Source organism: Klebsiella sp. LTGPAF-6F, assembly GCF_001753185.1.
GTDB lineage: Bacteria > Pseudomonadota > Gammaproteobacteria > Enterobacterales > Enterobacteriaceae > Klebsiella > Klebsiella michiganensis.
The window spans coordinates 467,468-492,085 of the sequence record NZ_CP017451.1 but is presented as its reverse complement, the minus strand read 5'-3'; the positions used below and the strand labels follow the sequence as shown (position 1 = coordinate 492,085).

Here is a 24,618-nt window from a genome sequence, read left to right as displayed (position 1 = left end):
TTAATGTCGGATACGGCGCGAGCGCCTTATCCGACCAACTTATCAGGACGGAATGTTAAAAATGAACATGTCGATGACAGAAAAAATAAAAGCAGGCAAGCTATTTACCGATATGTGCGAAGGCTTACCTGAAAAAAGACTTCGTGGGAAAACATTAATGTATGAGTTCAATCACTCGCATCCATCAGAAGTTGAAAAAAGGGTAATGACTCCAACTTATTGATAGTGTTTTATGTTCAGATAATGCCCGATGACTTTGTCATGCAGCTCCACCGATTTTGAGAGCGACAGCGACTTCCGTCCCAGCCGTGCCAGGTGCTGCCTCAGATTCAGGTTATGCCGCTCAATTCGCTGCGTATATCGCTTGCTGATTACGTGCAGCTTTCCCTTCAGGCGGGATTCATACAGCGGCCAGCCATCCGTCATCCATATCACCACGTCAAAGGGTGACAGCAGGCTCATAAGACGCCCCAGCGTCGCCATAGTGCGTTCACCGAATACGTGCGCAAACCGTCTTCCGGAGCCTGTCATACGCGTAAAACAGCCAGCGCTGGCGCGATTTAGCCCCGACGTATCCCCACTGTTCGTCCATTTCCGCGCAGACGATGACGTCACTGCCCGGCTGTATGCGCGAGGTTACCGACTGCGGCCTGAGTTTTTTAAGTGACGTAAAATCGTGTTGAGGCCAACGCCCATAATGCGGGCGGTTGCCCGGCATCCAACACCATTCATGGCCATATCAATGATTTTCTGGTGCGTACCGGGTTGAGAAGCGGTGTAAGTGAACTGCAGTTGCCATGTTTTACGGCAGTGAGAGCAGAGATAGCGCTAATGTCCGGCAGTGCTTTTGCTGTTACGCACCACCCCGTCAGTAGCTGAACAGGAGGGACAGCTGATAGAAACAGAAGCCACTGGAGCACCTCAAAAACACCATCATACACTAAATCAGTAAGTTGGCAGCATCACCGAATGCCTGAATGAGCACTGGTTCAGCGATATCGTTCACGCAAGGAAAATCATTAATGACAGGCGGCAGGATTATAACGAGTGTCGTCCACATTCAGCACTGAATTATCAGACGCCATCAGAGTTTGCAGCACGGTGGCGAAATGGAAAATGTGAAGGTAAACAAACCGACCTTACTAACTGACGGTTGTATCTAATCCTGGGGGCAGGTCACGCGTACCGGTCACGGCCCACAAATGCTCGTGAAGAAAAAGACCAATCCTAGTTCCTCAGTGATTGGTCGTCTACGTGATCAGTCGGAGATTCGTGGAGTTGAAGTAGCCCTGAAGAGAAGGTCTTTCTTGCAGGATTAATGCCTGGCAATAAACCGTTCTTCCGCTATCCGTAAGGTCGGCTTATTCGACCACATGTCATCAATTGATTCAGAAACTGGTGACTTTCCAGTGATACTCAGACGCGACTTCACTGGCGATTTTTATTTTGTCTTCCGCTGGTTGATGAAGTGCAAAGGCAATTTTGTCGACTAAAGCGCTCATCGTTTGTTTAGATTGTTCCGCAAAATCGGGGTCGACGGCCTGGTCGTCATATCTGAGAACGTATGACCGTGCTGCCACGCCGATTAAGAAATAAACCGCGGCATTTTCCTTATCTGCGTTCATTAACTCGAAGGTCTCGTTGTACAGCCCGCGGAAAGCATCAGTTCCCGTACCTGCTCCAGCAAATCGTTCTTTGATCTCATCAAACGTCATAGTGCCTCCAGTACCTCAATTTCAATCATTTCTACATACCTGTTTACAACGTTTTCTGAAATAGATTCAGAGCACATGTCTTAGCAGATATCCTTTAACAGTTTTCTCAATAGATCGGCCCCCTCTCGTCCCTTATGGGCTTTTCTCCATAATCTGATCATCAGATCTTCATGTTTTTTTACCGCTTCTGGCGCATAGGTTACAGTACCTATGCCATTGTAAACATTTGGCATTTCCCCCAATCTGAAGGGACTTGTTACCATCACGCTGTGCGAGGGGCCTGACAATACCTGAAACGATGAAGACGGCATGGCCTCATCAATGATGCCAATCTGGATATCCAGTGGCTCACTTTCCATCAGATCGGCCAGCTTTATCACTTCATGGCGTGCCGCTTTTACCCGTTGTGAATAGATATCTTCTGGTAAATCAAGTCGCCCTACCATACCTGTGTGAATAAATCGCTCCAGTTCACGTAACCCAACTAAGCTGATGATGTGGGGTTTACGTTGCTCAAAGTAAGTACGGCGTTCAATCAGAATACTAATGATCGCATCAATATTCTTTTCGTCAGCCTCACCATGACTTTTACTGGTTTTGCTCTCTTTTAACATTTTCCTGAGGACGTCGAGATAACTGTCCGACGTCAGCAGCAATGAAACAGGTTCGAAGTGGGCTAAAATTCTGTCGCTCACGCTTTCCAACTGGCGCATTCTTTCAAACAACCCCAGCGCCGTGGGGTAGTATTCCGATTCCACCCCCAACAGTGATGCCAAAGACGTTTCCAGAACCTGAGCCAGTCGATCCAGCGTCTCAATTTTGACAATATCCCCCCGTTCAATACGGTAGATCACCGCCCGGGAAACACCCAACTGTTCCGCAACGTCTTCAGCCTGGAGCGATGCGCCAATCCGGTATGCTTTGAGACGCTCGCCTATCGCAACATAATCAATCGATGAATTCCAGTTATCAGCCATTTTGTTTTAATTCATGTCAGTAGTATCAAAATAGAGAATACAGACCCTTTCAGGAATAACAACTCCCTGCTCGATAAAAGGGTCCACTGACTGGTCAGAATCAGCAAAAATAACCGTCCTCTAACGTCACTGCCTGCAGGAGCATCTTCCCCGCAGAGTGGCGTTTATTCGTTGCCGACCAGACGCCAGTTTAAGGAGACCTCGCCGGGAAATGGGTCTATCTGAACATGCTCAGTCACTACCAGCGGTTCAGGCAGAATCAACGGTTGTCGCGCTAAGGTGACCGTCCCCGTGTTTAACGGCAGTCCGTAAAACCTTGCCCCATATTCACTGACGAAGGCTTGCAGATGTGGCAGTGCACCCGCCGCTTCAAACGCCGTGGCATAACATTCGAGTGCTGATGGAGCATTGAAAATACCGGCACAACCACAAGCGGCTAGTTTGGCCGTACGAGGATGAGGGGCGGAATCCGTGCCGGCAAAAAAACGACGGTCACCAGAGGTTGCGGCCTTCAACAACGACTGACGGTGATACTCTCTTTTCAAGACCGGCAGACAGTAATAGTGGGGCCGAATCCCCCCGTTAAACAGCACATTGCGGTTGAAAAGCAGGTGCTGAGGCGTGATAGTTGCCGCAGTCAGGCCATCCTCTTGCTCTTGTATGTAGCGAACAGCATCCTGGGTGGTAATATGCTCAAGCACTATTTTTAACTGTGGATAATTGCACCGTAGTTCCATCACCGTATCTTCAATAAAAACGCGTTCCCGGTCAAAAATGTCCACGTCCGGGCGAGTGCTCTCACCGTGGATGAGAAGTGGGATCCCCAACGCCTGAAGTATATCGAGACAGCCGCGTATTCTACTAACAGACGTGACACCGTATTCTGCATGGGTCGTCGCCCCTGCGGGATACCATTTCACGGCGGTCAGAATGCCCTTCTGATGCCCGACACGTATGACTTCCGGCAGAGTGTCATCGCAGAGATATAGCGTCATCAAAGGCGTAAAATCATGGCCTTGCGGCACCGCGGCAAGGATGATTTCGCGATAGGCTTCCATTGCAGCCACTGTTGTGACAGGCGGATTCAGGTTAGGCATAACCACCGCACGGGCAAACTGCTTTGTAGTAAAGGGCAGAACAGCCTTTAGTATTTCACCGTCACGTAGATGGAGGTGAAAATCGTCAGGCCGTCGCAACGTCAATAATCCGTTTTTCTCTGCTGATACAGGAGTTTTGTTCATTTCCACTCCTCAAGCGTCTGCTGAATGACTCCGACACCCAGCAGAAAATCGTCCATTTCCATTGCCTCATGCGGATTGTGCGACCCGTTCTGATTCCGGACAAACACCATGCCGCTCGGGATCCCCTGGCGAGCAAAAATTGCGGAGTCATGGCCCGCGCCGCTGGCTAATTCCAGGTGATTGACTGCCAGCGCCTCACAGCTATGTTTGAGGGCGGCAAACACGGAATGGTCTAACGTAGCGGGCTCCGTGAGTACCGGGCTGTCAAACCTGAATGTCACGCCTCGCGCCTCACTCACTTGATGTGCCGTAGCCATAATCTCCTCAGCAAACGCAGTCAGGGTGTAGGAATTAAGACTTCGCGCCTCGAGGCTGAAACTGACATGCCCTGAAATTCGGGTCACCGCATGTTCTTGCACATCGGTCTGAAAGATCCCGGACGTGACAACAAGGTCGTCCCCCGCAGATAACCGTGACTGCCAGCGTGCATCCAGACGCATAATTAAGTCGGAGACGCCGCAGACCGCATCGTGGCGAAGATCGCGAGGAACGGTGCCTGAATGCTGGGCATCCCCAAAACAGTGAATAGTGTTAAAGCGGACATTCCCCCGAATCCCGTTGACCACGGCAAGCGGCAGCGATTTTTCAACCAGTACCGGCCCCTGCTCGATATGTAACTCAAGCCAGGCGAGAATATTTTTTGTCTCAACCAACGGTTGCTGGGCGCAGATAGCCTCGATATCAGCGCCCAGCTTTCCAAGGCTGTTGCCAAGCGTCTCACCACTGATTCGCTGCTGACGTTGTAGATCTTCCGCCGTTAAGCGGCCAAATATCGCACTGGATCCCATATAAGCCCGACCATACCAGGCACTTTCTTCCCCTCGAAAGGCCGCCACTTTAACCGGCACAGGCAGCCGGCGGTTCTCTCGCTGGCTGGCAACCAGAATCAGCAGTCCAGCAATAACGCCCGCAAGACCATCGAAATTTCCCCCCTGAGGGACAGAATCGATGTGAGAGCCGATCCAGACTGCAGGAGTATCCTCATTGACGCCCTTCTGACTGAAAATCAGATTAGCGGCACGATCGATGTGGACGCTCAGCCCTTCTTCTCTGGCGAACCGGCTAAGATAATCTGCTACGGCCGTCTCGCCTGGCCCGTAACTTTGCCGAGTGACGCCCACACCATCGAAGCTCAGCTGGTAAATATCTGAGAATAAATTCGTTGCTAACTGTCGGTAATCAGAAATAAACATTTCAGCTCATTAACCTTTCATTGACGCCCTGGAGGCTCACTGCGCAAATTCATACCAGCGGGAGGCGAGTTGTTCATCAATATTGACCTGACCGATGATGTCGCGGACGCGGCTGATGCGGTGTTCGGTGCAATAATCCTCAATGCCATGAATGATTTTCTGCATTATCCCCGGATCGATAAAAGATGCAGTTCCCACCTGGACTGCCGTGGCGCCAGCCAACATGAATTCAATCGCATCGTCGGCGCAGGCGATCCCCCCGCAGCCAATGACCGGGATCTTCAAAGCGCGATAACACTGATGAACCATGCGCAGTGCGACAGGCTTTATCGCCGGCCCCGATAATCCCCCCATCACATTCCCAAGACGGGGTCTGCGAGTGTGGATATCAATTGCCATAGCTAACATCGTATTCCCCATCACCACCGCGTCGGCTCCTGCAGCTTCTGCGGCCAGCGCGATGTCAACCACGTTACCGGCGTTCGGGGTGAGTTTGGCCCAAAGCGGAAAATCACTTTTCCGTCGGATAGTGCTGATGACGTCAAAGGTTGTGTCTGGAGACATGGCAAAGGCCATTCCGTCTGCTTCGAGGTTGGGGCAGGAGATGTTCACTTCAATTGCCGCAACCGAAGGTAGCGCCATCTCAGCGACTGCGCTGGCAAATGATTCTGAGGTGTCGGCGGAAATAGACACGATCAGCGGTGTGGAAAAGGCCGAATAGGCAGGAATGATCTGCGACCGGTGATATTCAAGCCCCTGACTGGGAATGCCGATCGCATTCATCATGCCACCCCGAGTCTCACAGACACGAGGTACAGGGTTACCCGGGCGTGATATCGGGGAAACGCTCTTCAACACCATTGCACCCAGTTGGTTAAAATCGAGCGCTTCACTGTACTCAATAGCAAAACAGCCGGAAGCAGGCATCACAGGATTTTTGAGCGCCAGTGCGCCGAGGCTCACATTAAGTTCAGGCAAACTCCACCTCCCCGACAACAGAACGAATAGGAAAGACGGGGCCTTCACGGCAGACACGCAGAAATTCAATCCGTCCGTTCTGCTGGATCGGCCTCACGCAAGAGAGACAAACGCCCATTCCACACGCCATGCGTTGTTCAAGCGCGACCTCGCCTCCAGTATCAGGGAACACCTCCAGGATGGACTGAAGCAGGCGAAGTATACGGTGTGAGCCGCAGGTATAAATCATGTCGTGGTGATGCTTGCCAAGAATATCATGCAGTAACTTATCCAGCGCACTCATTGCCGAGGTGCCATCGCTGTCATAAAGGCAATGAACATCAGCATCGATGCCGCGCAGGAACGCATTACGCATCAGGTCTTCCGGCGTTCGTGCCGACATAACAATGGTGAGAACGATACCGGCACGAGCAGCTTGCTGCAGCAAAGGAGCCATAGTGGCAAGGCCCACACCACGTGCAACCACCATAACCCGACGGAATTCAGGCTTTAGAGTGAAGGTATTACCGAGCGGCCCGACAATATCCATCTCACTACCTTCAGGCAACTCAGCCAGCCCTTGTGTCCCCGCCCCTGCGACATTGTACAAAAACTCGATGGTTCCAGGCGCAGGCCCGGTACCGTAAACGCTCATGGGCCTGAGCAGGAAAGGATGTAACGACTTCACATTGGGGCATTTAAGCATATAAAACTGCCCAGGCAGGGTCGCGCTATGGAGATCCACCGCTGCGGAGAGGCGCAAATATTTATAGCGTTTGTTAACCCAGCGATGCTCTGACACCAGGCAGCGATGTGACGCTACCTGGCGGGCATGACGATTGAAACAGCTTGTGTCACCCATTATGAATACCCATCTACGTGGTGAATAGAACGATTGTGAGTATTATATATGACACAAGTATCAAAATAGATACAAGTGTATTTTTTTATACGTCCTCAATGACGGCATCAAGATCTGAAATCGGTTCTTTTCGGCAGTCATCCGAATATAAAATAACAAATAAATTCATACAGTTACTTAAAAACAAAATTCTTAAATCTCTTCGAGACCAGGCATCCTCCCTTTATTTCATCTCATTATTGGCATTAAAATTGCTACACACCAGTATCAAAAACGATATTTATATCATAATTAACCGCAAGTGCACCATGATGAAGCAATTCCTAATTTTGTGTGCACCAAAATGGTCTTAAGGAGCGTAATAGTGGATTCAATGAATAATGTTCGTTCGTCGGAGGGATGCGGAACGGCTTCCTCAGAGGAAATTACCGGTTACAGCTGGAAAGCGCTGCTTGGCTCGGCGATCGGTTATGCAATGGATGGTTTTGACCTGCTGATCCTGGGGTTCATGCTGCATGCTATTTCAGCAGATCTTAACCTGACCCCTACACAATCAGGTTCCCTGGTAACATGGACGCTGATTGGCGCTGTTGCGGGAGGCATTATTTTTGGCGCTCTGAGCGATCGCTATGGCCGCGTCCGCGTTCTGACCTGGACAATTGTGCTATTTGCTACCTTTACCGGATTATGCGCTTTTGCCACCGGTTACTGGGACCTACTGATTTACCGCACCATTGCAGGGATCGGCCTTGGTGGCGAGTTCGGCATCGGGATGGCGCTGGCTGCCGAAGCATGGCCAGCACGTCACCGCTCACGCGTTTCGTCATATGTTGCGTTAGGCTGGCAGGCCGGCGTCCTGCTTGCCGCCGTGCTTACGCCGATGCTCCTGCCGTTTATCGGTTGGCGCGGCATGTTCATTGTGGGTGTAATTCCGGCATTGATTGCCTGGTTTATCCGCCACCGTCTGCATGAGCCTGATGTTTTTGTTAACCAGAGCGCTGCAGAAAAAACCTCCATGCTTGAGTCGTTCCGTTTACTGGTAAAAGACAAGGCAACGACCAAAATTAGCGCAGGGATTGCGATCCTGACCTCAGTCCAGAACCTGGGCTATTACGGGATAATGATCTGGATGCCAGCCTATCTCGCCAAACAGCTGGGTTTTGGTCTGACAAAATCGGCAATGTGGACCACGGTCACTATACTCGGGATGATGGCGGGGATTTGGGTTTTTGGCCAGCTTGCCGACCGTATCGGAAGAAAACCTGCTTTTATTCTTTTCCAGGCCGGTGCTGCGGTATCTATTGTGTTTTATGCACAGCTTACCGATCCTTTAACTATGTTATGGGCCGGCGCTCTTCTGGGGATGTTTGTTAACGGCATGCTTGGCGGATATGGGGCGTTGATTTCTGAAGCATATCCTACCGCTGCCCGTGCAACCGCCCAAAACGTATTATTTAATATTGGCCGAGGTGTTGGTGGATTTGGCCCGGTGCTGATCGGTGCGATTGCCGCAATGTACTCTTTCCATCTGGCGATTGCCCTTCTGGCATCGATTTATGTTATCGATATTATTGCCACGATATTCCTTATCCCTGAGTTGAAAGGTAAGGAACTGGATTAATTAATAAACCTTTATATTTCTGAATAACGATAACGCCCCGTATGATTTATATCATGGAATTACGGGGCCACAGTATTCCACTCACGAAATAGTTATTAACAGAAAAACATCTGCGCTTAGCCATCCTTATGGCGGCATGTTTTTGCAATTAATTAACTGTATGGTTTTCTCAGGATATGACTCAATTTAAAAAACATCATCAGGAGTGATAAATGCGCTATAAAATGATATCGGCAGCTGTATTTTTTTCTATATATATGCAGGGAGCGGTTGCGGATCCTGTTGACAGTAATGCGTGCTCAACAACTAATAGCCAGAGCCTGATTCAGGCTATTGGTTGTGGCAGTATTCACGGCAGCGCCCGACTGTTTTCTTACTCAACCCACAACGCCTATTTCGCACGTGGACTCAATCAGGACTCCACCACTCTTGGCGGATATATCACGTATACCACAGCACCTTTTTATGGTTTTCAGGCTGCCGTGGGAGTAGAAGGACAAACCAACCTGCTGGCAGGCTCGGACTCGGTCGCTGAACTGGCCCATGACAGTGGGGGCGTTGATGAAGCTTACCTCAAATGGCGCCAGGGACTGTTGTCGATCACCGCCGGTAACCAGCATCTTAACTTGCCTTTCCTCGGCGACTATTCCAATGCCCGGGTACTACCTTACCTTTATCGTGCAGTTGACGTGAAGTATGGTAATGACACTGATTTTATCCGCGTGACACGGGTTTTCAGTTATAAAAGTTATGCTGATTCAACATTCACCCGCACATCACGTCTGGCTCAGGACAATACCTTCAGCGGAAAAACTGATGGCCTGATCGCGCTGGGGCTCGCGAAAAAACGCGATCTTGGTCAACGCTACTTCACTTCTCAGCTATGGGGTGAGAAATACGCCGATATTACCAATATTGTCTGGGCTGAAGTGCATTACGTAGCCCCTGATATTCTGTGGAAACCAGATCTGGGGATACAGGGATTTTATGGCAAAAATACCGGTGACAGTGTGCTAGGAAAAATTGAGAACCGCACGCTCGGGATGCAACTGGTCGTTTACCCGCTGAACACTCTCAGTTGGCAGGTGGGCTACGATAAAATATTTCCCGAAGCCGACGCTTACAAGAATGGCGCGTTGGTTACGCCTTATGCCTACAAAACCTCTTCCGACCCTTATTTTGCAAAACCCTATTTCACCAGCACCCCGATGACCGGTGCCGGAAATGCTTTTTCGACGCAACTTACATGGTCTTATTCTGATAAATGGACGCTAGGATCTCGTTATTCCTTTCTGGATGTCAAACCCGCGAAAGATGCCAAAAGCATCAACCAGTCTGAATATCTGCTATTTGCACGTTATAACTTTGGCAATGAGTTGAAGGGGCTGAGTATTTCAGATTACTTCGGCATCCAGACATCGCCATTATATGAGCGCGAGTTTATTCAAAATAGAGTGCAATTAGCATATGATTTTTGATTAATAATAACTGTAGCATACGTTGCGTTTTTAAGCACATCAAACACCAATAAGCTTCTGGAACTTTTATACACTCAAATTCCAATATTGTATTTTGGAGTACGTATGCCATTAAAATCTGACAGAGCCATTCGGATGTACTGATACAGTATATTTATACACTTGCCATATTTACCATATCTTTTGCCGCCTTCTGGCGGCAATTACACTTTAGTCTGCTTTCTGTAAATATCCCTGGAAAAAGAAACGTTCTCTTTTAGGGACCCTATGACATGTGGAATAGATTACCCATAAAGCTAGGGAAGGTGCGAACAAGTCCCTGATATGAGATCATGTTTGTCATCTGGAGCCATGGAACAGGGTTCATCATGAGTCATCAACTTACCTTCGCCGACAGTGAATTCAGCAGTAAGCGCCGTCAGACCAGAAAAGAGATTTTCTTGTCCCGCATGGAGCAGATTCTGCCATGGCAAAACATGGTGGAAGTCATCGAGCCGTTTTACCCCAAGGCTGGTAATGGCCGGCGACCTTATCCGCTGGAAACCATGCTACGCATTCACTGCATGCAGCATTGGTACAACCTGAGCGATGGCGCGATGGAAGATGCTCTGTACGAAATCGCCTCCATGCATCTGTTTGCCCGGTTATCCCTGGATAGCGCCCTGCCGGACCGCACCACCATCATGAATTTCCGCCACCTGCTGGAGCAGCATCAACTGGCCCGCCAATTGTTCAAGACCATCAATCGCTGGCTGGCCGAAGCAGGCGTCATGATGACTCAAGGCACCTTGGTCGATGCCACCATCATTGAGGCACCCAGCTCGACCAAGAACAAAGAGCAGCAACGCGATCCGGAGATGCATCAGACCAAGAAAGGCAATCAGTGGCACTTTGGCATGAAGGCCCACATTGGTGTCGATGCCAAGAGTGGCCTGACCCACAGCCTAGTCACCACCGCGGCCAACGAGCATGACCTCAATCAGCTGGGTAATCTGCTGCATGGAGAGGAGCAATTTGTCTCAGCCGATGCCGGCTACCAAGGGGCGCCACAGCGCGAGGAGCTGGCCGAGGTGGATGTGGACTGGCTGATCGCCGAGCGCCCCGGCAAGGTAAGAACCTTGAAACAGCATCCACGCAAGAACAAAACGGCCATCAACATCGAATACATGAAAGCCAGCATCCGGGCCAAGGTGGAGCACCCATTTCGCATCATCAAGCGACAGTTCGGCTTCGTGAAAGCCAGATACAAGGGGTTGCTGAAAAACGATAACCAACTGGCGATGTTATTCACGCTGGCCAACCTGTTTCGGGCGGACCAAATGATACGTCAGTGGGAGAGATCTCACTAAAAACTGGGGATAACACCTTAAATGGCGAAGAAACGGTCTAAATAGGCTGATTCAAGGCATTTACGGGAGAAAAAATCGGCTCAAACATGAAGAAATGAAATGACTGAGTCAGCCGAGAAGAATTTCCCCGCTTATTCGCACCTTCCCTAGCGACTGGGAGTGACGGTGACGCCTGTCATGGTGGTATTGGATAGCTCAGTGCACTCTTTCATCGGCTGCGTTTTTCCCGATAAAAATTCTCGCTGAACTCCAGTAAACTTTTTAGTGGGCGACCAGACCCGTGTAAGCATAGCGTGGGTCTGGTCTCATGGTTCTATTGTCCAGAATGCGTCCTGGCTAGCTGCGCCATATCTTTCTCTAAACGGTCGAGGCAGTCAGCGTGAATATCCGCCGGTGATGCTGCGCCCGTCAGAGTCATCGTTACCTTCATATCTTCAGCATACAGGCGCAGCAGGTGTGCGACACCAGCTTCTCCTGCCGTCGCCAGCGCATAAATATATGAACGTCCCAGCAGTACCCCTTTTGCGCCAAGGGCAAGCATCCGGATAACGTCCACCCCGGAACGCACTCCTGAATCGACCAGAACCGTGAGATCATCGCCGATGGCATCTACCACCCGAGGTAGCGCCCTGGCCGTTGGAATTGCGCCATCAAGCTGCCTGCCCCCGTGATTAGAAACCACAATGCCATCAGCGCCCAGACGGACGGCATTCTTTGCATCTTCAGGGTCAAGGATACCCTTGATAATCAGCTTCCCTTTCCAGCTGTCGCGTATCCACTCCAAATCGTGCCATGCAATGGAGGGGTCGAAGTTATTGCTTATAAACCCCATATAGTCGTCCATCGTCATCTTGTGTCCGGTGTAGGTTTCAATGTTGCCAAACGACAGGGGTCTGCCAGCCAGCCCAACGTCTATGGCCCAACGGGGGTGGGTACAGGCCTGCAGATATTGTCTCAGAGTGGCGCACGGTCCGGACATACCCGAGCGATTATCGCGATAGCGCGAGCCGGGGATGGGCATATCGACGGTGAAAACCAGCGTTTTCATCCCTGCGGCCCACGAGCGTTCGAGAGCATTGCGCATGTAACCGCGATCTTTAAGCACGTACAGCTGTGACCAGAGCTCTCCGGAGGCATGCTGCGCAACTTCTTCTATCGGGCATACCGATACCGTGGAAAGGGTATAAGGGATGCCGGCGTCGGTTGCGGCTCGCGCCGCTTTGACTTCGCCGCGCCGTGCGTACATGCCAGTGGCTCCTACAGGACCCAGCGCGACCGGCATTGCCCATGACGTTCCAAGGATATTAGTCGTCAGCGTCGGGTCGCCAACACCACAAAGCACCCGCTGACGCAGCGCAATTGAGGCGAGTTCAGTTGAGTTCGCGTGCATGGTATTTTCTGCTACTGCGCCGCCATCAATATAATCAAACAGAAATCGAGGAAGGCGATGACGGGCGGCCTCACGATAATCGGCGGGAGCTGAAACGATCATTTTTCTTTCCTTATAGATCTTAACTAAATTTATGTTCTGTAGGCAGAAAGACTATAGGTCCAATGAAATGAGGGGGGAAATGAAATTTTAGAATCCCGGTCATGCAGAAAGGGAATAACCTGTTTTTTAAACGCTGGTGATTTTTCTGATGAAGTATTTCTGCTGAAAATGTGTTCATTCTCTGACAGCAATATTTGATAAATAACTGCGCGGAAAGTAGATAACTTTGAAGGTACTCAGCCCGGATTGTGCGATGTGGTCAATCGCCAAAAAGGAACAAACAAACCAGCCCCCCAAGGGAAGGTGCGAACAAGTCCCTGATATGAGATCATGTTTGTCATCTGGAGCCATGGAACAGGGTTCATCATGAGTCATCAACTTACCTTCGCCGACAGTGAATTCAGCAGTAAGCGCCGTCAGACCAGAAAAGAGATTTTCTTGTCCCGCATGGAGCAGATTCTGCCATGGCAAAACATGGTGGAAGTCATCGAGCCGTTTTACCCCAAGGCTGGTAATGGCCGGCGACCTTATCCGCTGGAAACCATGCTACGCATTCACTGCATGCAGCATTGGTACAACCTGAGCGATGGCGCGATGGAAGATGCTCTGTACGAAATCGCCTCCATGCATCTGTTTGCCCGGTTATCCCTGGATAGCGCCTTGCCGGACCGCACCACCATCATGAATTTCCGCCACCTGCTGGAGCAGCATCAACTGGCCCGCCAATTGTTCAAGACCATCAATCGCTGGCTGGCCGAAGCAGGCGTCATGATGACTCAAGGCACCTTGGTCGATGCCACCATCATTGAGGCACCCAGCTCGACCAAGAACAAAGAGCAGCAACGCGATCCGGAGATGCATCAGACCAAGAAAGGCAATCAGTGGCACTTTGGCATGAAGGCCCACATTGGTGTCGATGCCAAGAGTGGCCTGACCCACAGCCTAGTCACCACCGCGGCCAACGAGCATGACCTCAATCAGCTGGGTAATCTGCTGCATGGAGAGGAGCAATTTGTCTCAGCCGATGCCGGCTACCAAGGGGCGCCACAGCGCGAGGAGCTGGCCGAGGTGGATGTGGACTGGCTGATCGCCGAGCGCCCCGGCAAGGTAAGAACCTTGAAACAGCATCCACGCAAGAACAAAACGGCCATCAACATCGAATACATGAAAGCCAGCATCCGGGCCAAGGTGGAGCACCCATTTCGCATCATCAAGCGACAGTTCGGCTTCGTGAAAGCCAGATACAAGGGGTTGCTGAAAAACGATAACCAACTGGCGATGTTATTCACGCTGGCCAACCTGTTTCGGGCGGACCAAATGATACGTCAGTGGGAGAGATCTCACTAAAAACTGGGGATAACACCTTAAATGGCGAAGAAACGGTCTAAATAGGCTGATTCAAGGCATTTACGGGAGAAAAAATCGGCTCAAACATGAAGAAATGAAATGACTGAGTCAGCCGAGAAGAATTTCCCCGCTTATTCGCACCTTCCCTGCGTCACGTGGAAGTTTTACTCTGGCGGCTGATGCTGCGGCCAGCCTGGGAGCTTTCATCAGCGAGGCTGTGGCGACGTTACGTGTCGCTGTGGTGGCTAACCCGGTAGCATTAACCATTGCCGGTCTTGTGTTATCGAAATCAGTTGGCGTCGGTAGTGATATGGTGCCCGGTCGGGATATCAGTTCGATGATGCCTGGCGATGCATTTGGTCTGCCTGATACCGCGGCATTGAATAAAGCAGCAGATCAGAAAACATCTGTCAGTATGCCGGTTCGTGGCCGTCTGGTTATGAATGATAGTGGCATTCTGGATGTTCAGCTGGTCAAAACCAATACTGCCGGTGCCGTGAAGGTCGCTCGTGCTGTACTGGATAAGGAAACCGGCTACTGGGGCTATACTCTTCCCGCTGTCGCAGATGTTCCGGCGCAAACTATTTTTGTCAGCCCGGCTGACGCACCTGGTGCAAACGGACCACTGACGCTAAGCGGGCCGGTACCACTACCGGAGCGTATTCTGCATACCGGTGATCAGATTTCGGCGCCACAGGCTACAGATAAAACCGTGACGCCGGTAGCGGATGACCTCGATTTTGACGATATTATTCTGGTGTTTCCTCCGGAATCCGGCCTAAAACCGCTGTATGTGATGTACCGTAGCCCTCGTAACATGCCCGGTACAGTGAGCGGCAAAGGGCAGAACGTTGGCAATAACTGGATGGGGGGGGGCCAGTACCGGGGATGGTGCTCCTGTTCCTTCCCAGATTGCGGATAAATTACGCGGGAAGACTTTCGGTAGTTTTGATTCTTTCCGTCGGGCGTTCTGGAAAGCGGTTGCTGACGATTCTGCACTGAGCAAGCAATTTAGTGAAGCTGATATTAATCAGATGAAAGCTGGAAGGGCACCTACTGCGGACTTTTTAGAATCAGTAGGGAAACGTGTTAAAATTGAATTACACCACGAAAAAGAAATATCTCAAAGAGGGGCTGTTATGGATGTCGATAACATTAAGGCGCTAACACCTAAAAATCATATTGAGACACATAAAGGAAAATAAAATGGCTGGTAATAAAATTTCAGATTTTACGGAAGAAGAATTTACTGGTTTTGTTAGTAAAATAATCGCTGCTGATTTTCCAACTGACAAAGAGAACGATGATGCTATTTATTCGTTCGCCCAACTAACAGAGCATCCTGCTGGTTGGAACCTCATCTTCAAGCCTAAGGTAGGCGAAGATTCTTCGGCGAAAGGGATTGTTAAAACCGTAAAGGAATGGCGAGCTGCTAACGGTAAGCCAGGTTTTAAAAAAGCGTGATTGAATTTGCGGGTTCAAGTTATGAGCCCGCTCATTTGTAACTCTGGATTTGAAGAATAATTACTAGATATCCATTTGCCTAGAATAATAAAAATAAAAGGTGATATATGAAAAAATTACTTTTCCTAGGGGTTGTTACCGTTTCTGTGGTTCTGGCAGCATGTCAGGTCAATAATGTTCGAGACACCGGAGGTGGGGCTGTTTCACCTTCATCGACGGTGACCGGAGTCACGCTTGATAGCGGTACGAACGGCAATCCGTAAAGGATCTTCTTGAGATCCCATTTGGATCGTCGTAATCTCTTGCTCTGTAAACGAAAAAACCGCCTTGCAGGGCGGTTTTTCCGAAGGTTCAAACACTTGCAGGTGATTGAACCAAGGTAACTGGCTTGGAGGAGCGCAGTCACCAAAACTTGTTCTTTCAGTTTAGCCTTAACAGGCGCATGACTTCAAGACCAACTCCTCTAAATCCGTTACCAGTGGCTGCTGCCAGTGGCGCTTTTGCATGTCTTTCCGGATTGGACTCAAGATGATAGTTACCGGATAAGACGCAGCAGTCGGACTGAACGGGGGGTTCGTGCATACAGTCCAGCTTGGAGCGAACTGCCTACCCGGAACTGAGTGTCAGGCGTGGAATGAGGGGTCCGCTTGGAAAACGGACTCTATGGTCACTCCCGTTTTTGCAACACCGATTTTGACGACAAGTTGGCTTGCTTGAATCTATCCGGCGTCTGAATGGGATTTTATTCCCGCGCCTTGATGAGTTCCGCGCCTGATGAACCTCCAGAAAATATACGGCTTCAATGAGCCTTTCCGTTTTACAGGTTCCTCAACAGGCCGGTGGGCCGTTAGTATCATCAATATCAGTATTCGCAAAACCAGATCAGTAATTCTTTAAACCGGTGTATTTCTGCCGTTATGCTACATAAGTTTGCTGTCGTGCCGTTAGGGCCCAGGCTATTCTGGCCAGCTTGTTTGCCAGAGCACAAGTGACGACAAAGTTGCTTTTCCGGCACAGTAAATCCCTGACCCAATCGGCCAATTTGCCAGACTGGTGTTCCAGTTTTTGTATGAATACCCTGGCACATTGAACCAACAAAGTTCGGATCTTTTTATTACCTCGCTTACTAATTCCCAGCAATGTCGTCCTACCTCCCGTGCTGTACTGCCGAGGTACAAGCCCTGTTGCCGCCGCAAAGTCACGGCTGCTGGCGTACTGCTTCCCGTCGCCAATCTCAGTTGAAATAGTACTCGCTGTCAGTGTTCCGACGCAGGGAATGCTCAGCAAGCGCTGTCCAACCTCATCTTCGTCCAACTTTCGTTTCAACTGGGATTCCAAATCTTTAATCTGCTCAACAAGATAGTGATAATGCTGTTGTAATTTCAGCAATAACTGGCTGAGGTAAAGAGGCAAACTATTATCCTCAAGAATGGTACTCAGTCGGCTAATAACGGCAGCTCCTCGGGGAACGCTAATGCCAAATTCCAGCAGAAAAGCATGCATTTGATTGGTTGTTTTTACCTTATCCTGAACCAGGGATTCACGGACACGATGCAGAGCCCGCATTGCCTGCTGAGATTCCGTTCTGGGCTGCACAAAACGCATAGACGGACGCGATGCAGCTTCACAAATAGCTTCGGCGTCGACAAAGTCGTTTTTATTGCTTTTAACGAACGGGCGGACAAATTGTGGTGATATCAGCTTTGGGGAATGCCCCAACTCTTCCAACTTGCGTGCCATAAAGTGAGAACCGCCACAGGCTTCCATTGCGATGGTTGTAGCGGGGCATGTCGCCAAAAATTCGATCAACTTTGGCCGGGTAAATTTTTTACGGTAAACAGCCTTCCCGCGACGATCCTGGCAATGAATATGGAAAGAGTTTTTACCCAGATCGATACCAATGAGCGCAATGTTTTCCATGATAGTTCTCCGAATGAAAGCCTGTCCTCAGCATAGTACCGGGAAGGAGGGAGTGACCATCTCATTAAATATCCTACGCTAAGACTGTTTTTTGTACAGACTGCTATCCACTGAGCGTAATGAGCGGTATTTACCCTGTCCCAACTTGAGGTTTGTTCGCCAGACGTAATCCCCACTCAGATTTATGTGCCCCCATCCCAGCGGGGACAAATGAGCAATAAGCTGTTCATTTAGCGGGATCCCTTTTCGTCTCAAAGAATCTATTGCTCTTTCTATATAAACCGTATTCCGCAGTGAGATCGCCGCAGTCAGCAACGTCAGTCCGCTGGCCCGGTAGCTCTGGTTTTCCAGTCCCCGATCTCTGATTTCCCCCAGTCGGTGCATAAAGATTGCTCGCGCAAGGGCAAAGGCAGACGGAAAAAGGTTTGGCCGCCCTTCAAGCCTAAATGAAGAACAGCAACGGGCAGTGATTGATCGTTTAAACGCCGGAACCACCATCAGCGCAGTTGCTCGGGAATTTAATACATCCCGGCAAACAATAATCCGGGTTAGAGAGGGTAATCAGAAACGCAATGCTGTATTACCGGATTACTGAATGCTTATAATTAAGATACCGACCTGAATCAGATGTAAACACAACCGATGGAGTAAAAATGAAAATACCTGCAATTTTTCCGGTCTTAGTGATGGGGCTGTCCTCATTCTTTGTATCCCAGCAGGCGATGGCGCATGCTCATCTTAAGACTGCTGTCCCCGCCGATAAGGCTGAACTAACAGAGTCCCCTAAACAGCTGGCATTGAGCTTTACAGAATCTCTTGAGCCCTCTTTTTCCAAAGCGGAATTAAAAAATGCAGACGGCCATATTATTCCGGCCGGTAAACCAGCCCTTGATCCAAAAGACAAAGCGACGTTAATAGTGCCTGTGAGCACAACGCTCGATAAAGGACAATATGAAGTCGACTGGACAGCTCTTTCAGTAGATGGTCATAAAACACAGGGAAAATATACCTTTACTGTTAAGTAAAAGGCCGAAGTAGACATGTATCGTGCCAGTGTAAATGACACGATACATTTTTGAATGCGCTTACGTTCCGGTTGTGAACAACAAACGCGCATTCAGTTATTCTGAATCATCTTTAGGGCTGAGAAAGTAAAACCCGAAAGGCAGCGCCCCCACAATGGTGAACATAAAGCTGTAAATGGCCACCCATGCGCCCTGGATGATAAACAGGGATGTGTCCCAGGTATCCATCGGCAGATTGTACTGGTCTTCCACGCCCTGGAACGCGGCTTTTGACACCACGCATACCGCAACGATAAACACACAAGCCACAGCAATAAGAAACTTTTTCCCTTCCGGAGTTTTGAGAATTTTCAACATAACAATTTCCTCATATTTTCTGAATAAACAACCCGGCCCTTTCGAACCGGGACCGGTCAGAATGTCACATTAATTTTGCCCCAGAATGTTCTTCCTGGTTCGTTAACGGAGGTATTGGCGGAGTAGCCAAAGCTACTGTTACCCGCCAGGTTGAGATGCTCGCTGTAATCTTTGTCCAGAAGATTATCGACACCGGCGCTCACTTTAAAGTACTTGTTCACGCGGTAAGCGGCATTGGCGGAAACCACGGCAAAACCGGCGCTGCTGTCAAAATCTTTGCCCACCACATTACCTTCATTAATCGCCACCCGATGCTGGCTACTGACCAGACGTACCAGCCCGGTACTGCTCCAGTTACCACTTTCCCAGGATAATCCCAGACGGGCTTCGAGAGGAGGCATTTGCGGAAGGGGTTTACCATCTTCCATGTTCCTGCCCCAGGAATAGGCCAGACTGGCGTCGGTTTTCCAGCTGTCGGTCAGCTTATAGCTGACACCGGCTTCGCCTCCCATGATGGTGGCGTTGATGTTATCGACCTGGCTGATATATGCATCGTTGGGATCGTAGCGGAAAAGGATAAAATCATTTACGTGACCGACATAAGCAGAAACCCAGGCGTTTGTACGTTTGCCGGAATACTGTGCGCCAATATCAAGCTGGGTCGTTTTTTCAGTTTTCACTTTATCAAACGCGTCTGAGGTGCCGTCAGGCCCGTAGGTGGGGGAAAACAGTTCCCAGTAGTCCGGGAAACGTTCTGTATACCCAAGCCCGGCATACAGCATTAGCGGCATTTCTGCGAGGGTATGCTCGAAACGTACAAACCCGGCAGGAAGGGTGTCCGTTCGCTCTGAGGAGCCTTTCCCGGAAAAATTATCCACGAGGACACGATCAAGGCGAGCGCCCCCCACTAACTTGCTTGAATCAGAGGTATTCCAGGTGAGTTCACTGAAGAGACCATAATCATGGAAACGGGCATCTTTGACCCAGCTGTTATCCATTTTATTACGATGGGTATTCAGCTGGGTATCGGCGCCGCTTCTCAGCTCCACATCCGCCCACTCCCATGTGCCCATCATACGACCGCCAACAGTACGTCTGTCGACTTCCATCGCCATTGGCATATTCATATCCATTGACATGCCTGCATCCATTGAGTCACCCATGCCGCTGTCTGTCATTCCTTCCGACATACCTCCTGACATACCACCGTCGGGTGAACGAAGTGAATAGTTATCCATAATGTGGTCGGCGTAGTTGTAATAGACATTCGCTTCAAATTTCTGGAATACCTCCCCGATATTTGATTTTTCGAACCTGGCACCCAGGCTTTCTCGCCTGAACTGGGAGCCGTCCATACTGCGACCCGCATAACGCGATTCCCCGTCCCCTTTCCCTGCCGTCAGTTCAATCAGGGTATCTTTATCAGGCGTCCAGCCGAGCGCCATATCGCCGTTCCATTTATCCCATTTTGAGGGGACGCGATCGCCATTACCATCCTTATAGTCATCGGAACGTGATTTGTTACCCATGAGGCGCAAATATCCATCTTCGCTACCCAGGCTGATATCCGCATTCTCATCCCAGCGATTGTTCGAGGCAGCAAGCAGGCTGGCATTTCCCTGTACGCCGGGTTTATCAAAACGCGGCTGCTCGCGATCGAAACGAATTGTCCCTGCAGAGTTACCCGGCCCCCAAAGGACCGTTTGCGGTCCTTTGGTCAACGTCAGAAGGTCAAAACTTTCCGGGGAGATATAAGAGCTGGGGGCATCCATTCGGGCCGGGCAGGCCCCCAGCATTTCGCCATTATTGGTCAGGATACGCAGACGCGATCCGAACATACCGCGGAAAACCGGGTCGCCATTCGTGCCACCGGCCCGTATCTGTGAAAAACCGGGGATGGTTTTCAGGTAATCGGAACCATCACTTGCCGGGACAGGCTGACGAGGTCTTTTTGGGGACGTGACAACTTCCAGCGGCGATGAGGCAGGAGCCGTAACAACCATAACGGAATCATCCTCCATAGTTGCGTGATCGTGACTCTCCTGAGCATTAACGGCATTCGTCTGGAATGCCATAATCAGAACTGCAAGAGGGGTACGTACAAAGCGTTGAGTTTTCATTATTTGCCTTACTGTTTTTCTGGCGTAAGCAAGCTTGCCTGTCCCGAGACAGCCAGCAGATTACGTCTGTTTTTGTGAGTAATTAATTCGCAGAAAGAAAAGCAGCAGGAGGGGCGCGGGCACGCTGAGGTGCCCAGGCGCGGAAAATCGGTGAGAAAATGGCCTGTAGAGGAAGAGACAGATGAACGCAGAGTAACATCAGCCAGAGCATTATCGTCAGCACGAACTGGACGAAAGGCAGATGAATCAGTAAATGACAGTACCCACAGGCAATTTCTTCCATCGGGGACATAGCGTGTCCCGCCATCATGGGATGAACCATGGTGAGGTTTTGATCGCAGTGTTCCGGCATAGCCATGTCGTGGTGCATTCCTGACATAGCCATACCATGATGCTCAGGCATGGCAGTCGTAATCGCTGAACTCACACAGTCGGAATGGTGAACTAAAGATTTAGATATGACAGGCGCAATGAACAACATGGCTACTGAGAGCAATGCCATACATGCTGCAATGAAGAAGAAACGATTGCGCCCGTACAAAATGTTACCCGGTCATGACTATATGGGCGTTAGTGTATCTTATTTGATTTGCAAATGTTAAAAGAATTCACCTTTTAGCTCATGATTGAAAAATCTGCTGACGTGGTATGTTTAAGAGCTGGCAGTATGTCAAAAGAGTATTGAACAGCGGTAAATTCGCAATGGCGCGTTTCATAGAGGCAGACATTAACATCCGCTTTTAGCTCTGAACTGTCTGCTATGCTGTTTAAGAAATAGGCTTAGCGTAGGATATTTAATGAGATGGTCACTCCCTCCTTCCCGGTACTATGCTGAGGACAGGCTTTCATTCGGAGAACTATCATGGAAAACATTGCGCTCATTGGTATCGATCTGGGTAAAAACTCTTTCCATATTCATTGCCAGGATCGTCGCGGGAAGGCTGTTTACCGTAAAAAATTTACCCGGCCAAAGTTGATCGAATTTTTGGCGACATGCCCCGCTACAACCATCGCAATGGAAGCCTGTGGCGGTTCTCACTTTATGGCACGCAAGTTGGAAGGGTTGGGGCATTCCCCAAAGCTGATATCACCACAATTTGTCCGCCCGTTCGTTAAAAGCAATAAAAACGACTTTGTCGACGCCGAAGCTATTTGTGAAGCTGCATCGCGTCCGTCTATGCGTTTTGTGCAGCCCAGAACGGAATCTCAGCAGGCAATGCGGGCTCTGCATCGTGTCCGTGAATCCCTGGTTCAGGATAAGGTAAAAACAACCAATCAAATGCATGCTTTTCTGCTGGAATTTGGCATTAGCGTTCCCCGAGGAGCTGCCGTTATTAGCCGACTGAGTACCATTCTTGAGGATAATAGTTTGCCTCTTTACCTCAGCCAGTTATTGCTGAAATTACAACAGCATTATCACTATCTTGTTGAGCAGATTAAAGATTTGGAATCCCAGTTGAAACGAAAGTTGGACGAAGATGAGGTTGGACAGCGCTTGCTGAGCATTCCCTGCGTCGGAACACTGACAGCGAGTACTATTTCAACTGAGATTGGCGACGGGAAGCAGTACGCCAGCAGCCGTGACTTTGCGGCGGCAACAGGGCTTGTACCTCGGCAGTACAGTACGGGAGGTAGGACGACATTGCTGGGAATTAGTAAGCGAGGTAATAAAAAGATCCGAACTTTGTTGGTTCAATGTGCCAGGGTATTCATACAAAAACTGGAACACCAGTCTGGCAAATTGGCCGATTGGGTCAGGGATTTACTGTGCCGGAAAAGCAACTTTGTCGTCACTTGTGCTCTGGCAAACAAGCTGGCCAGAATAGCCTGGGCCCTAACGGCACGACAGCAAACTTATGTAGCATAACGGCAGAAATACACCGGTTTAAAGAATTACTGATCTGGTTTTGCGAATACTGATATTGATGATACTAACGGCCCACCGGCCTGTTGAGGAACCTGTAAAACGGAAAGGCTCATTGAAGCCGTATATTTTCTGGAGGTTCATCAGGCGCGGAACTCATCAAGGCGCGGGAATAAAATCCCATTCAGACGCCGGATAGATTCAAGCAAGCCAACTTGTCGTCAAAATCGGTGTTGCAAAAACGGGAGTGACCATAGATTCCGTTTTCCAAACGGAGCCCATTAAGGGCAGGCACCTGGCAACAGAACATCAGCGATGTTATGTTCAGCCGTCAGGGATTCAGGCGCTCTCATTCCCATTGTGATTTGCGGTTCATCAGGTTATCGATTCGCGTCTTGCGCTCCGGCGTTATTGGGGCGTCAAGCTCCTCTATAAACGCCTTAAACTGGTTGTGATTGAGGAGAAACAGGCGTCGATCAAGCAGAATGTTCTGTGCTTCCCTGCAGGCGACCTCAAGCATAAAATCAGTCAGTGATTTTGAGACCAGGCTTGCGGCCATGTCGATCAGGTCACGCTGTGATTTTCTGGCTCGGATACTAATCGGAGCTTCACGAACGTCAGGTTTCATAGATACCCCATGTGTAGCAGATTTATATACAATTCAACTCTGGCACGCTTCGTCGGTTAGAAACACGAGCTGCATTGTACACTCATGCATCATTCAGGACTTATAAAGTTGTATCCAGCTGATAATGTCATCGAGCTGTTGGTTATCCAGTTGGCCGCAGTTTTCAAAAACAGCTTCAGCGACGTAGCCCACCATTTTCTCGGTTGAAGAGCCTACACCAGCAACTCCCCCCATACCCTGTCTGCCCTCATTTGTCAGTACTCTTCTGCCGCTGCCGGTAAGAAACTGCTTCGCTTCGATGTTCACTTATTATCTCCCTAACAAAGCTGGTGTTAATTCTGTTAAAGCGTTCGCCCGTAAGGCCCGTTCGCCACTTTCGGTGATAAGCGTAAGAACAAACCGCGTATCCACGGTATCAGCTCAGAGCTGTAACGAACAGCAGCCCCAGGGGAAATAGTCCGGTCAGAACCGGTACCTTACACCGGATTGATGTCTACTGTATGCCATAAATGAGGGAAAACTGGCGATGGCCATTCTCCTGATTCTGATCGCCGGCAAATGCTGTAGGCAGCAAAAGAACATGCGTAAGACAACATACCCTTGAGAGTCTTGACCTTCATCGTGCCCGACCCGGCCCCCGCCGCGCGGACGAAAAAAAGAGAAAAAATAAAAAAAAAGAAAAAAAGAATATGCCGAAAATGTGCACAGTCGCGACCCACGCAGAGCGTGGCACTCCGGGGTAAAGGCTTTGCAGGACTATAAGGCATGTTGTCTTACGTTTTGAGTGTGATGGTCCGATCCCACCAGCTTTCATGAATTGTCCCGCCGGGTGAACTGCTATAAAGTGCATTCCTGCACTGCATCCCCTGCCGGTGATGAAGAATAATTCCGTCCGGCGAGTATTGAGCAAGACCTTCACTACGTATTAAAACCTGGTACTCCGGGATG

The 24,618-nt window shown here is 49.8% G+C and carries 22 protein-coding genes and 6 pseudogenes; 12 read left to right on the top strand and 16 right to left on the bottom strand.

What is annotated here, in order from left to right:
• Nucleotides 1–61 precede the first annotated feature (61 nt).
• A pseudogene (locus tag BJF97_RS33740) lies at nt 62–202 on the top strand (maltose acetyltransferase domain-containing protein); the annotation flags it as partial.
• A 14-nt stretch (nt 203–216) separates the two neighbouring features.
• Here the strand turns inward: BJF97_RS33740 and BJF97_RS33735 are convergent.
• Nucleotides 217–912 (bottom strand): annotated as a pseudogene (locus BJF97_RS33735) (IS1 family transposase).
• A gap of 55 nt (nt 913–967) precedes the next feature.
• Here BJF97_RS33735 and BJF97_RS33730 point away from each other — a divergent pair.
• A pseudogene (locus tag BJF97_RS33730) lies at nt 968–1,150 on the top strand (integrase core domain-containing protein); the annotation flags it as partial.
• Between the two features lie 238 nt (nt 1,151–1,388).
• Here the strand turns inward: BJF97_RS33730 and BJF97_RS31390 are convergent.
• From BJF97_RS31390 to BJF97_RS31365, 6 genes are all read right to left on the bottom strand, one after another.
• Complete coding sequence (locus BJF97_RS31390) at nt 1,389–1,715, bottom strand: hypothetical protein (protein WP_032435793.1); 327 nt, start codon at nt 1,713–1,715, stop codon at nt 1,389–1,391.
• An 80-nt stretch (nt 1,716–1,795) separates the two neighbouring features.
• The gene (locus BJF97_RS31385; protein ID WP_004118106.1) at nt 1,796–2,692 is read right to left on the bottom strand and encodes a helix-turn-helix domain-containing protein; all 897 of its coding nucleotides are present in this window, start codon (nt 2,690–2,692) and stop codon (nt 1,796–1,798) included.
• 164 nt (nt 2,693–2,856) lie between these two features.
• Nucleotides 2,857–3,933: a dihydroorotase gene (gene pyrC / locus BJF97_RS31380; RefSeq protein ID WP_016151338.1), complete on the bottom strand. Its 1,077-nt coding sequence runs from the start codon at nt 3,931–3,933 to the stop codon at nt 2,857–2,859.
• Nucleotides 3,930–5,186 (bottom strand): Zn-dependent hydrolase, encoded by a 1,257-nt coding sequence (locus tag BJF97_RS31375; RefSeq protein WP_004118110.1) that lies wholly within the window; start codon nt 5,184–5,186, stop codon nt 3,930–3,932. The genes pyrC and BJF97_RS31375 overlap by 4 nt, the downstream gene beginning before the upstream one ends.
• Before the next feature lie 36 nt (nt 5,187–5,222).
• A complete protein-coding gene (locus tag BJF97_RS31370) occupies nt 5,223–6,164 on the bottom strand; it encodes a dihydroorotate dehydrogenase (protein ID WP_004118113.1) in 942 nt (313 codons plus the stop codon).
• Complete coding sequence (locus BJF97_RS31365; RefSeq protein WP_016151336.1) at nt 6,157–7,005, bottom strand: iron-sulfur cluster-binding protein; 849 nt, start codon at nt 7,003–7,005, stop codon at nt 6,157–6,159. The genes BJF97_RS31370 and BJF97_RS31365 overlap by 8 nt, the downstream gene beginning before the upstream one ends.
• A gap of 373 nt (nt 7,006–7,378) precedes the next feature.
• Between BJF97_RS31365 and BJF97_RS31360 the strand changes: the two genes are divergently transcribed.
• From BJF97_RS31360 to BJF97_RS31350, 3 genes are all read left to right on the top strand, one after another.
• On the top strand, nt 7,379–8,626 hold the full coding sequence (locus tag BJF97_RS31360) for an MFS transporter (protein WP_017146651.1): 1,248 nt from the start codon (nt 7,379–7,381) through the stop codon (nt 8,624–8,626).
• A 212-nt stretch (nt 8,627–8,838) separates the two neighbouring features.
• Nucleotides 8,839–10,104, top strand: coding sequence for a hypothetical protein (locus BJF97_RS31355; RefSeq protein WP_004118118.1), 1,266 nt, complete (start codon nt 8,839–8,841; stop codon nt 10,102–10,104).
• Between the two features lie 368 nt (nt 10,105–10,472).
• On the top strand, nt 10,473–11,453 hold the full coding sequence (locus tag BJF97_RS31350; protein ID WP_070083104.1) for an IS5-like element IS5 family transposase: 981 nt from the start codon (nt 10,473–10,475) through the stop codon (nt 11,451–11,453).
• A 313-nt stretch (nt 11,454–11,766) separates the two neighbouring features.
• On the opposite strand, the gene lldD is transcribed toward BJF97_RS31350, so the two are convergent.
• Complete coding sequence (lldD, locus tag BJF97_RS31345; RefSeq protein WP_001572339.1) at nt 11,767–12,945, bottom strand: FMN-dependent L-lactate dehydrogenase LldD; 1,179 nt, start codon at nt 12,943–12,945, stop codon at nt 11,767–11,769.
• A gap of 366 nt (nt 12,946–13,311) precedes the next feature.
• On the opposite strand from lldD, the gene BJF97_RS31340 reads away from it, so the two are divergent.
• The 4 genes and pseudogenes from BJF97_RS31340 (at nt 13,312) to BJF97_RS33715 (ending at nt 16,019) form a co-directional block, all read left to right on the top strand.
• On the top strand, nt 13,312–14,292 hold the full coding sequence (locus tag BJF97_RS31340; protein WP_070083104.1) for an IS5-like element IS5 family transposase: 981 nt from the start codon (nt 13,312–13,314) through the stop codon (nt 14,290–14,292).
• 148 nt (nt 14,293–14,440) lie between these two features.
• Nucleotides 14,441–15,497 (top strand): annotated as a pseudogene (locus tag BJF97_RS31335) (klebicin B-related nuclease bacteriocin); the annotation flags it as partial.
• A 1-nt stretch (nt 15,498) separates the two neighbouring features.
• Nucleotides 15,499–15,756, top strand: a complete 258-nt coding sequence (locus BJF97_RS31330; RefSeq protein WP_227525358.1) for a bacteriocin immunity protein — start codon at nt 15,499–15,501, stop codon at nt 15,754–15,756.
• Between the two features lie 107 nt (nt 15,757–15,863).
• On the top strand, nt 15,864–16,019 hold the full coding sequence (locus tag BJF97_RS33715) for a colicin release lysis protein (protein WP_071561715.1): 156 nt from the start codon (nt 15,864–15,866) through the stop codon (nt 16,017–16,019).
• Nucleotides 16,020–16,176: 157 nt separating this feature from the next.
• On the opposite strand, the gene BJF97_RS35580 is transcribed toward BJF97_RS33715, so the two are convergent.
• The 3 genes and pseudogenes from BJF97_RS35580 to BJF97_RS33705 form a co-directional block, all read right to left on the bottom strand.
• Nucleotides 16,177–16,338, bottom strand: a complete 162-nt coding sequence (locus BJF97_RS35580; RefSeq protein ID WP_077270240.1) for a replication initiation protein — start codon at nt 16,336–16,338, stop codon at nt 16,177–16,179.
• Between the two features lie 333 nt (nt 16,339–16,671).
• Nucleotides 16,672–17,676: an IS110-like element IS4321 family transposase gene (locus BJF97_RS31325; RefSeq protein ID WP_000427623.1), complete on the bottom strand. Its 1,005-nt coding sequence runs from the start codon at nt 17,674–17,676 to the stop codon at nt 16,672–16,674.
• Between the two features lie 78 nt (nt 17,677–17,754).
• Nucleotides 17,755–18,081 (bottom strand): annotated as a pseudogene (locus tag BJF97_RS33705) (Tn3 family transposase); the annotation flags it as partial.
• Here BJF97_RS33705 and BJF97_RS33700 point away from each other — a divergent pair.
• Nucleotides 18,074–18,271: pseudogene (locus tag BJF97_RS33700) on the top strand (helix-turn-helix domain-containing protein); the annotation flags it as partial. The pseudogenes BJF97_RS33705 and BJF97_RS33700 overlap by 8 nt on opposite strands.
• Nucleotides 18,272–18,329: 58 nt before the next feature.
• Nucleotides 18,330–18,701, top strand: coding sequence for a copper homeostasis periplasmic binding protein CopC (gene copC / locus BJF97_RS31320; RefSeq protein WP_025861851.1), 372 nt, complete (start codon nt 18,330–18,332; stop codon nt 18,699–18,701).
• 96 nt (nt 18,702–18,797) lie between these two features.
• Here the strand turns inward: copC and BJF97_RS31315 are convergent, their stop codons facing one another.
• From BJF97_RS31315 to BJF97_RS31305, 3 genes are all read right to left on the bottom strand, one after another.
• Complete coding sequence (locus BJF97_RS31315) at nt 18,798–19,058, bottom strand: DUF2534 family protein (protein ID WP_023313931.1); 261 nt, start codon at nt 19,056–19,058, stop codon at nt 18,798–18,800.
• A gap of 56 nt (nt 19,059–19,114) precedes the next feature.
• Complete coding sequence (locus BJF97_RS31310) at nt 19,115–21,178, bottom strand: TonB-dependent copper receptor (protein WP_032435791.1); 2,064 nt, start codon at nt 21,176–21,178, stop codon at nt 19,115–19,117.
• A gap of 82 nt (nt 21,179–21,260) precedes the next feature.
• A complete protein-coding gene (locus tag BJF97_RS31305; RefSeq protein ID WP_077270239.1) occupies nt 21,261–21,680 on the bottom strand; it encodes a DUF2946 domain-containing protein in 420 nt (139 codons plus the stop codon).
• 360 nt (nt 21,681–22,040) lie between these two features.
• Between BJF97_RS31305 and BJF97_RS31300 the strand changes: the two genes are divergently transcribed.
• Entirely contained in the window at nt 22,041–23,045 is a 1,005-nt protein-coding gene (locus BJF97_RS31300; RefSeq protein WP_001567384.1) for an IS110-like element IS4321 family transposase, read from the top strand.
• A gap of 346 nt (nt 23,046–23,391) precedes the next feature.
• On the opposite strand, the gene BJF97_RS31295 is transcribed toward BJF97_RS31300, so the two are convergent.
• Nucleotides 23,392–23,670 (bottom strand): type II toxin-antitoxin system TacA family antitoxin, encoded by a 279-nt coding sequence (locus tag BJF97_RS31295; RefSeq protein WP_070083102.1) that lies wholly within the window; start codon nt 23,668–23,670, stop codon nt 23,392–23,394.
• 93 nt (nt 23,671–23,763) lie between these two features.
• On the bottom strand, nt 23,764–23,976 hold the full coding sequence (locus tag BJF97_RS31290) for a hypothetical protein (RefSeq protein ID WP_004210286.1): 213 nt from the start codon (nt 23,974–23,976) through the stop codon (nt 23,764–23,766).
• Between the last annotated feature and the right edge of the window lie 642 nt (nt 23,977–24,618).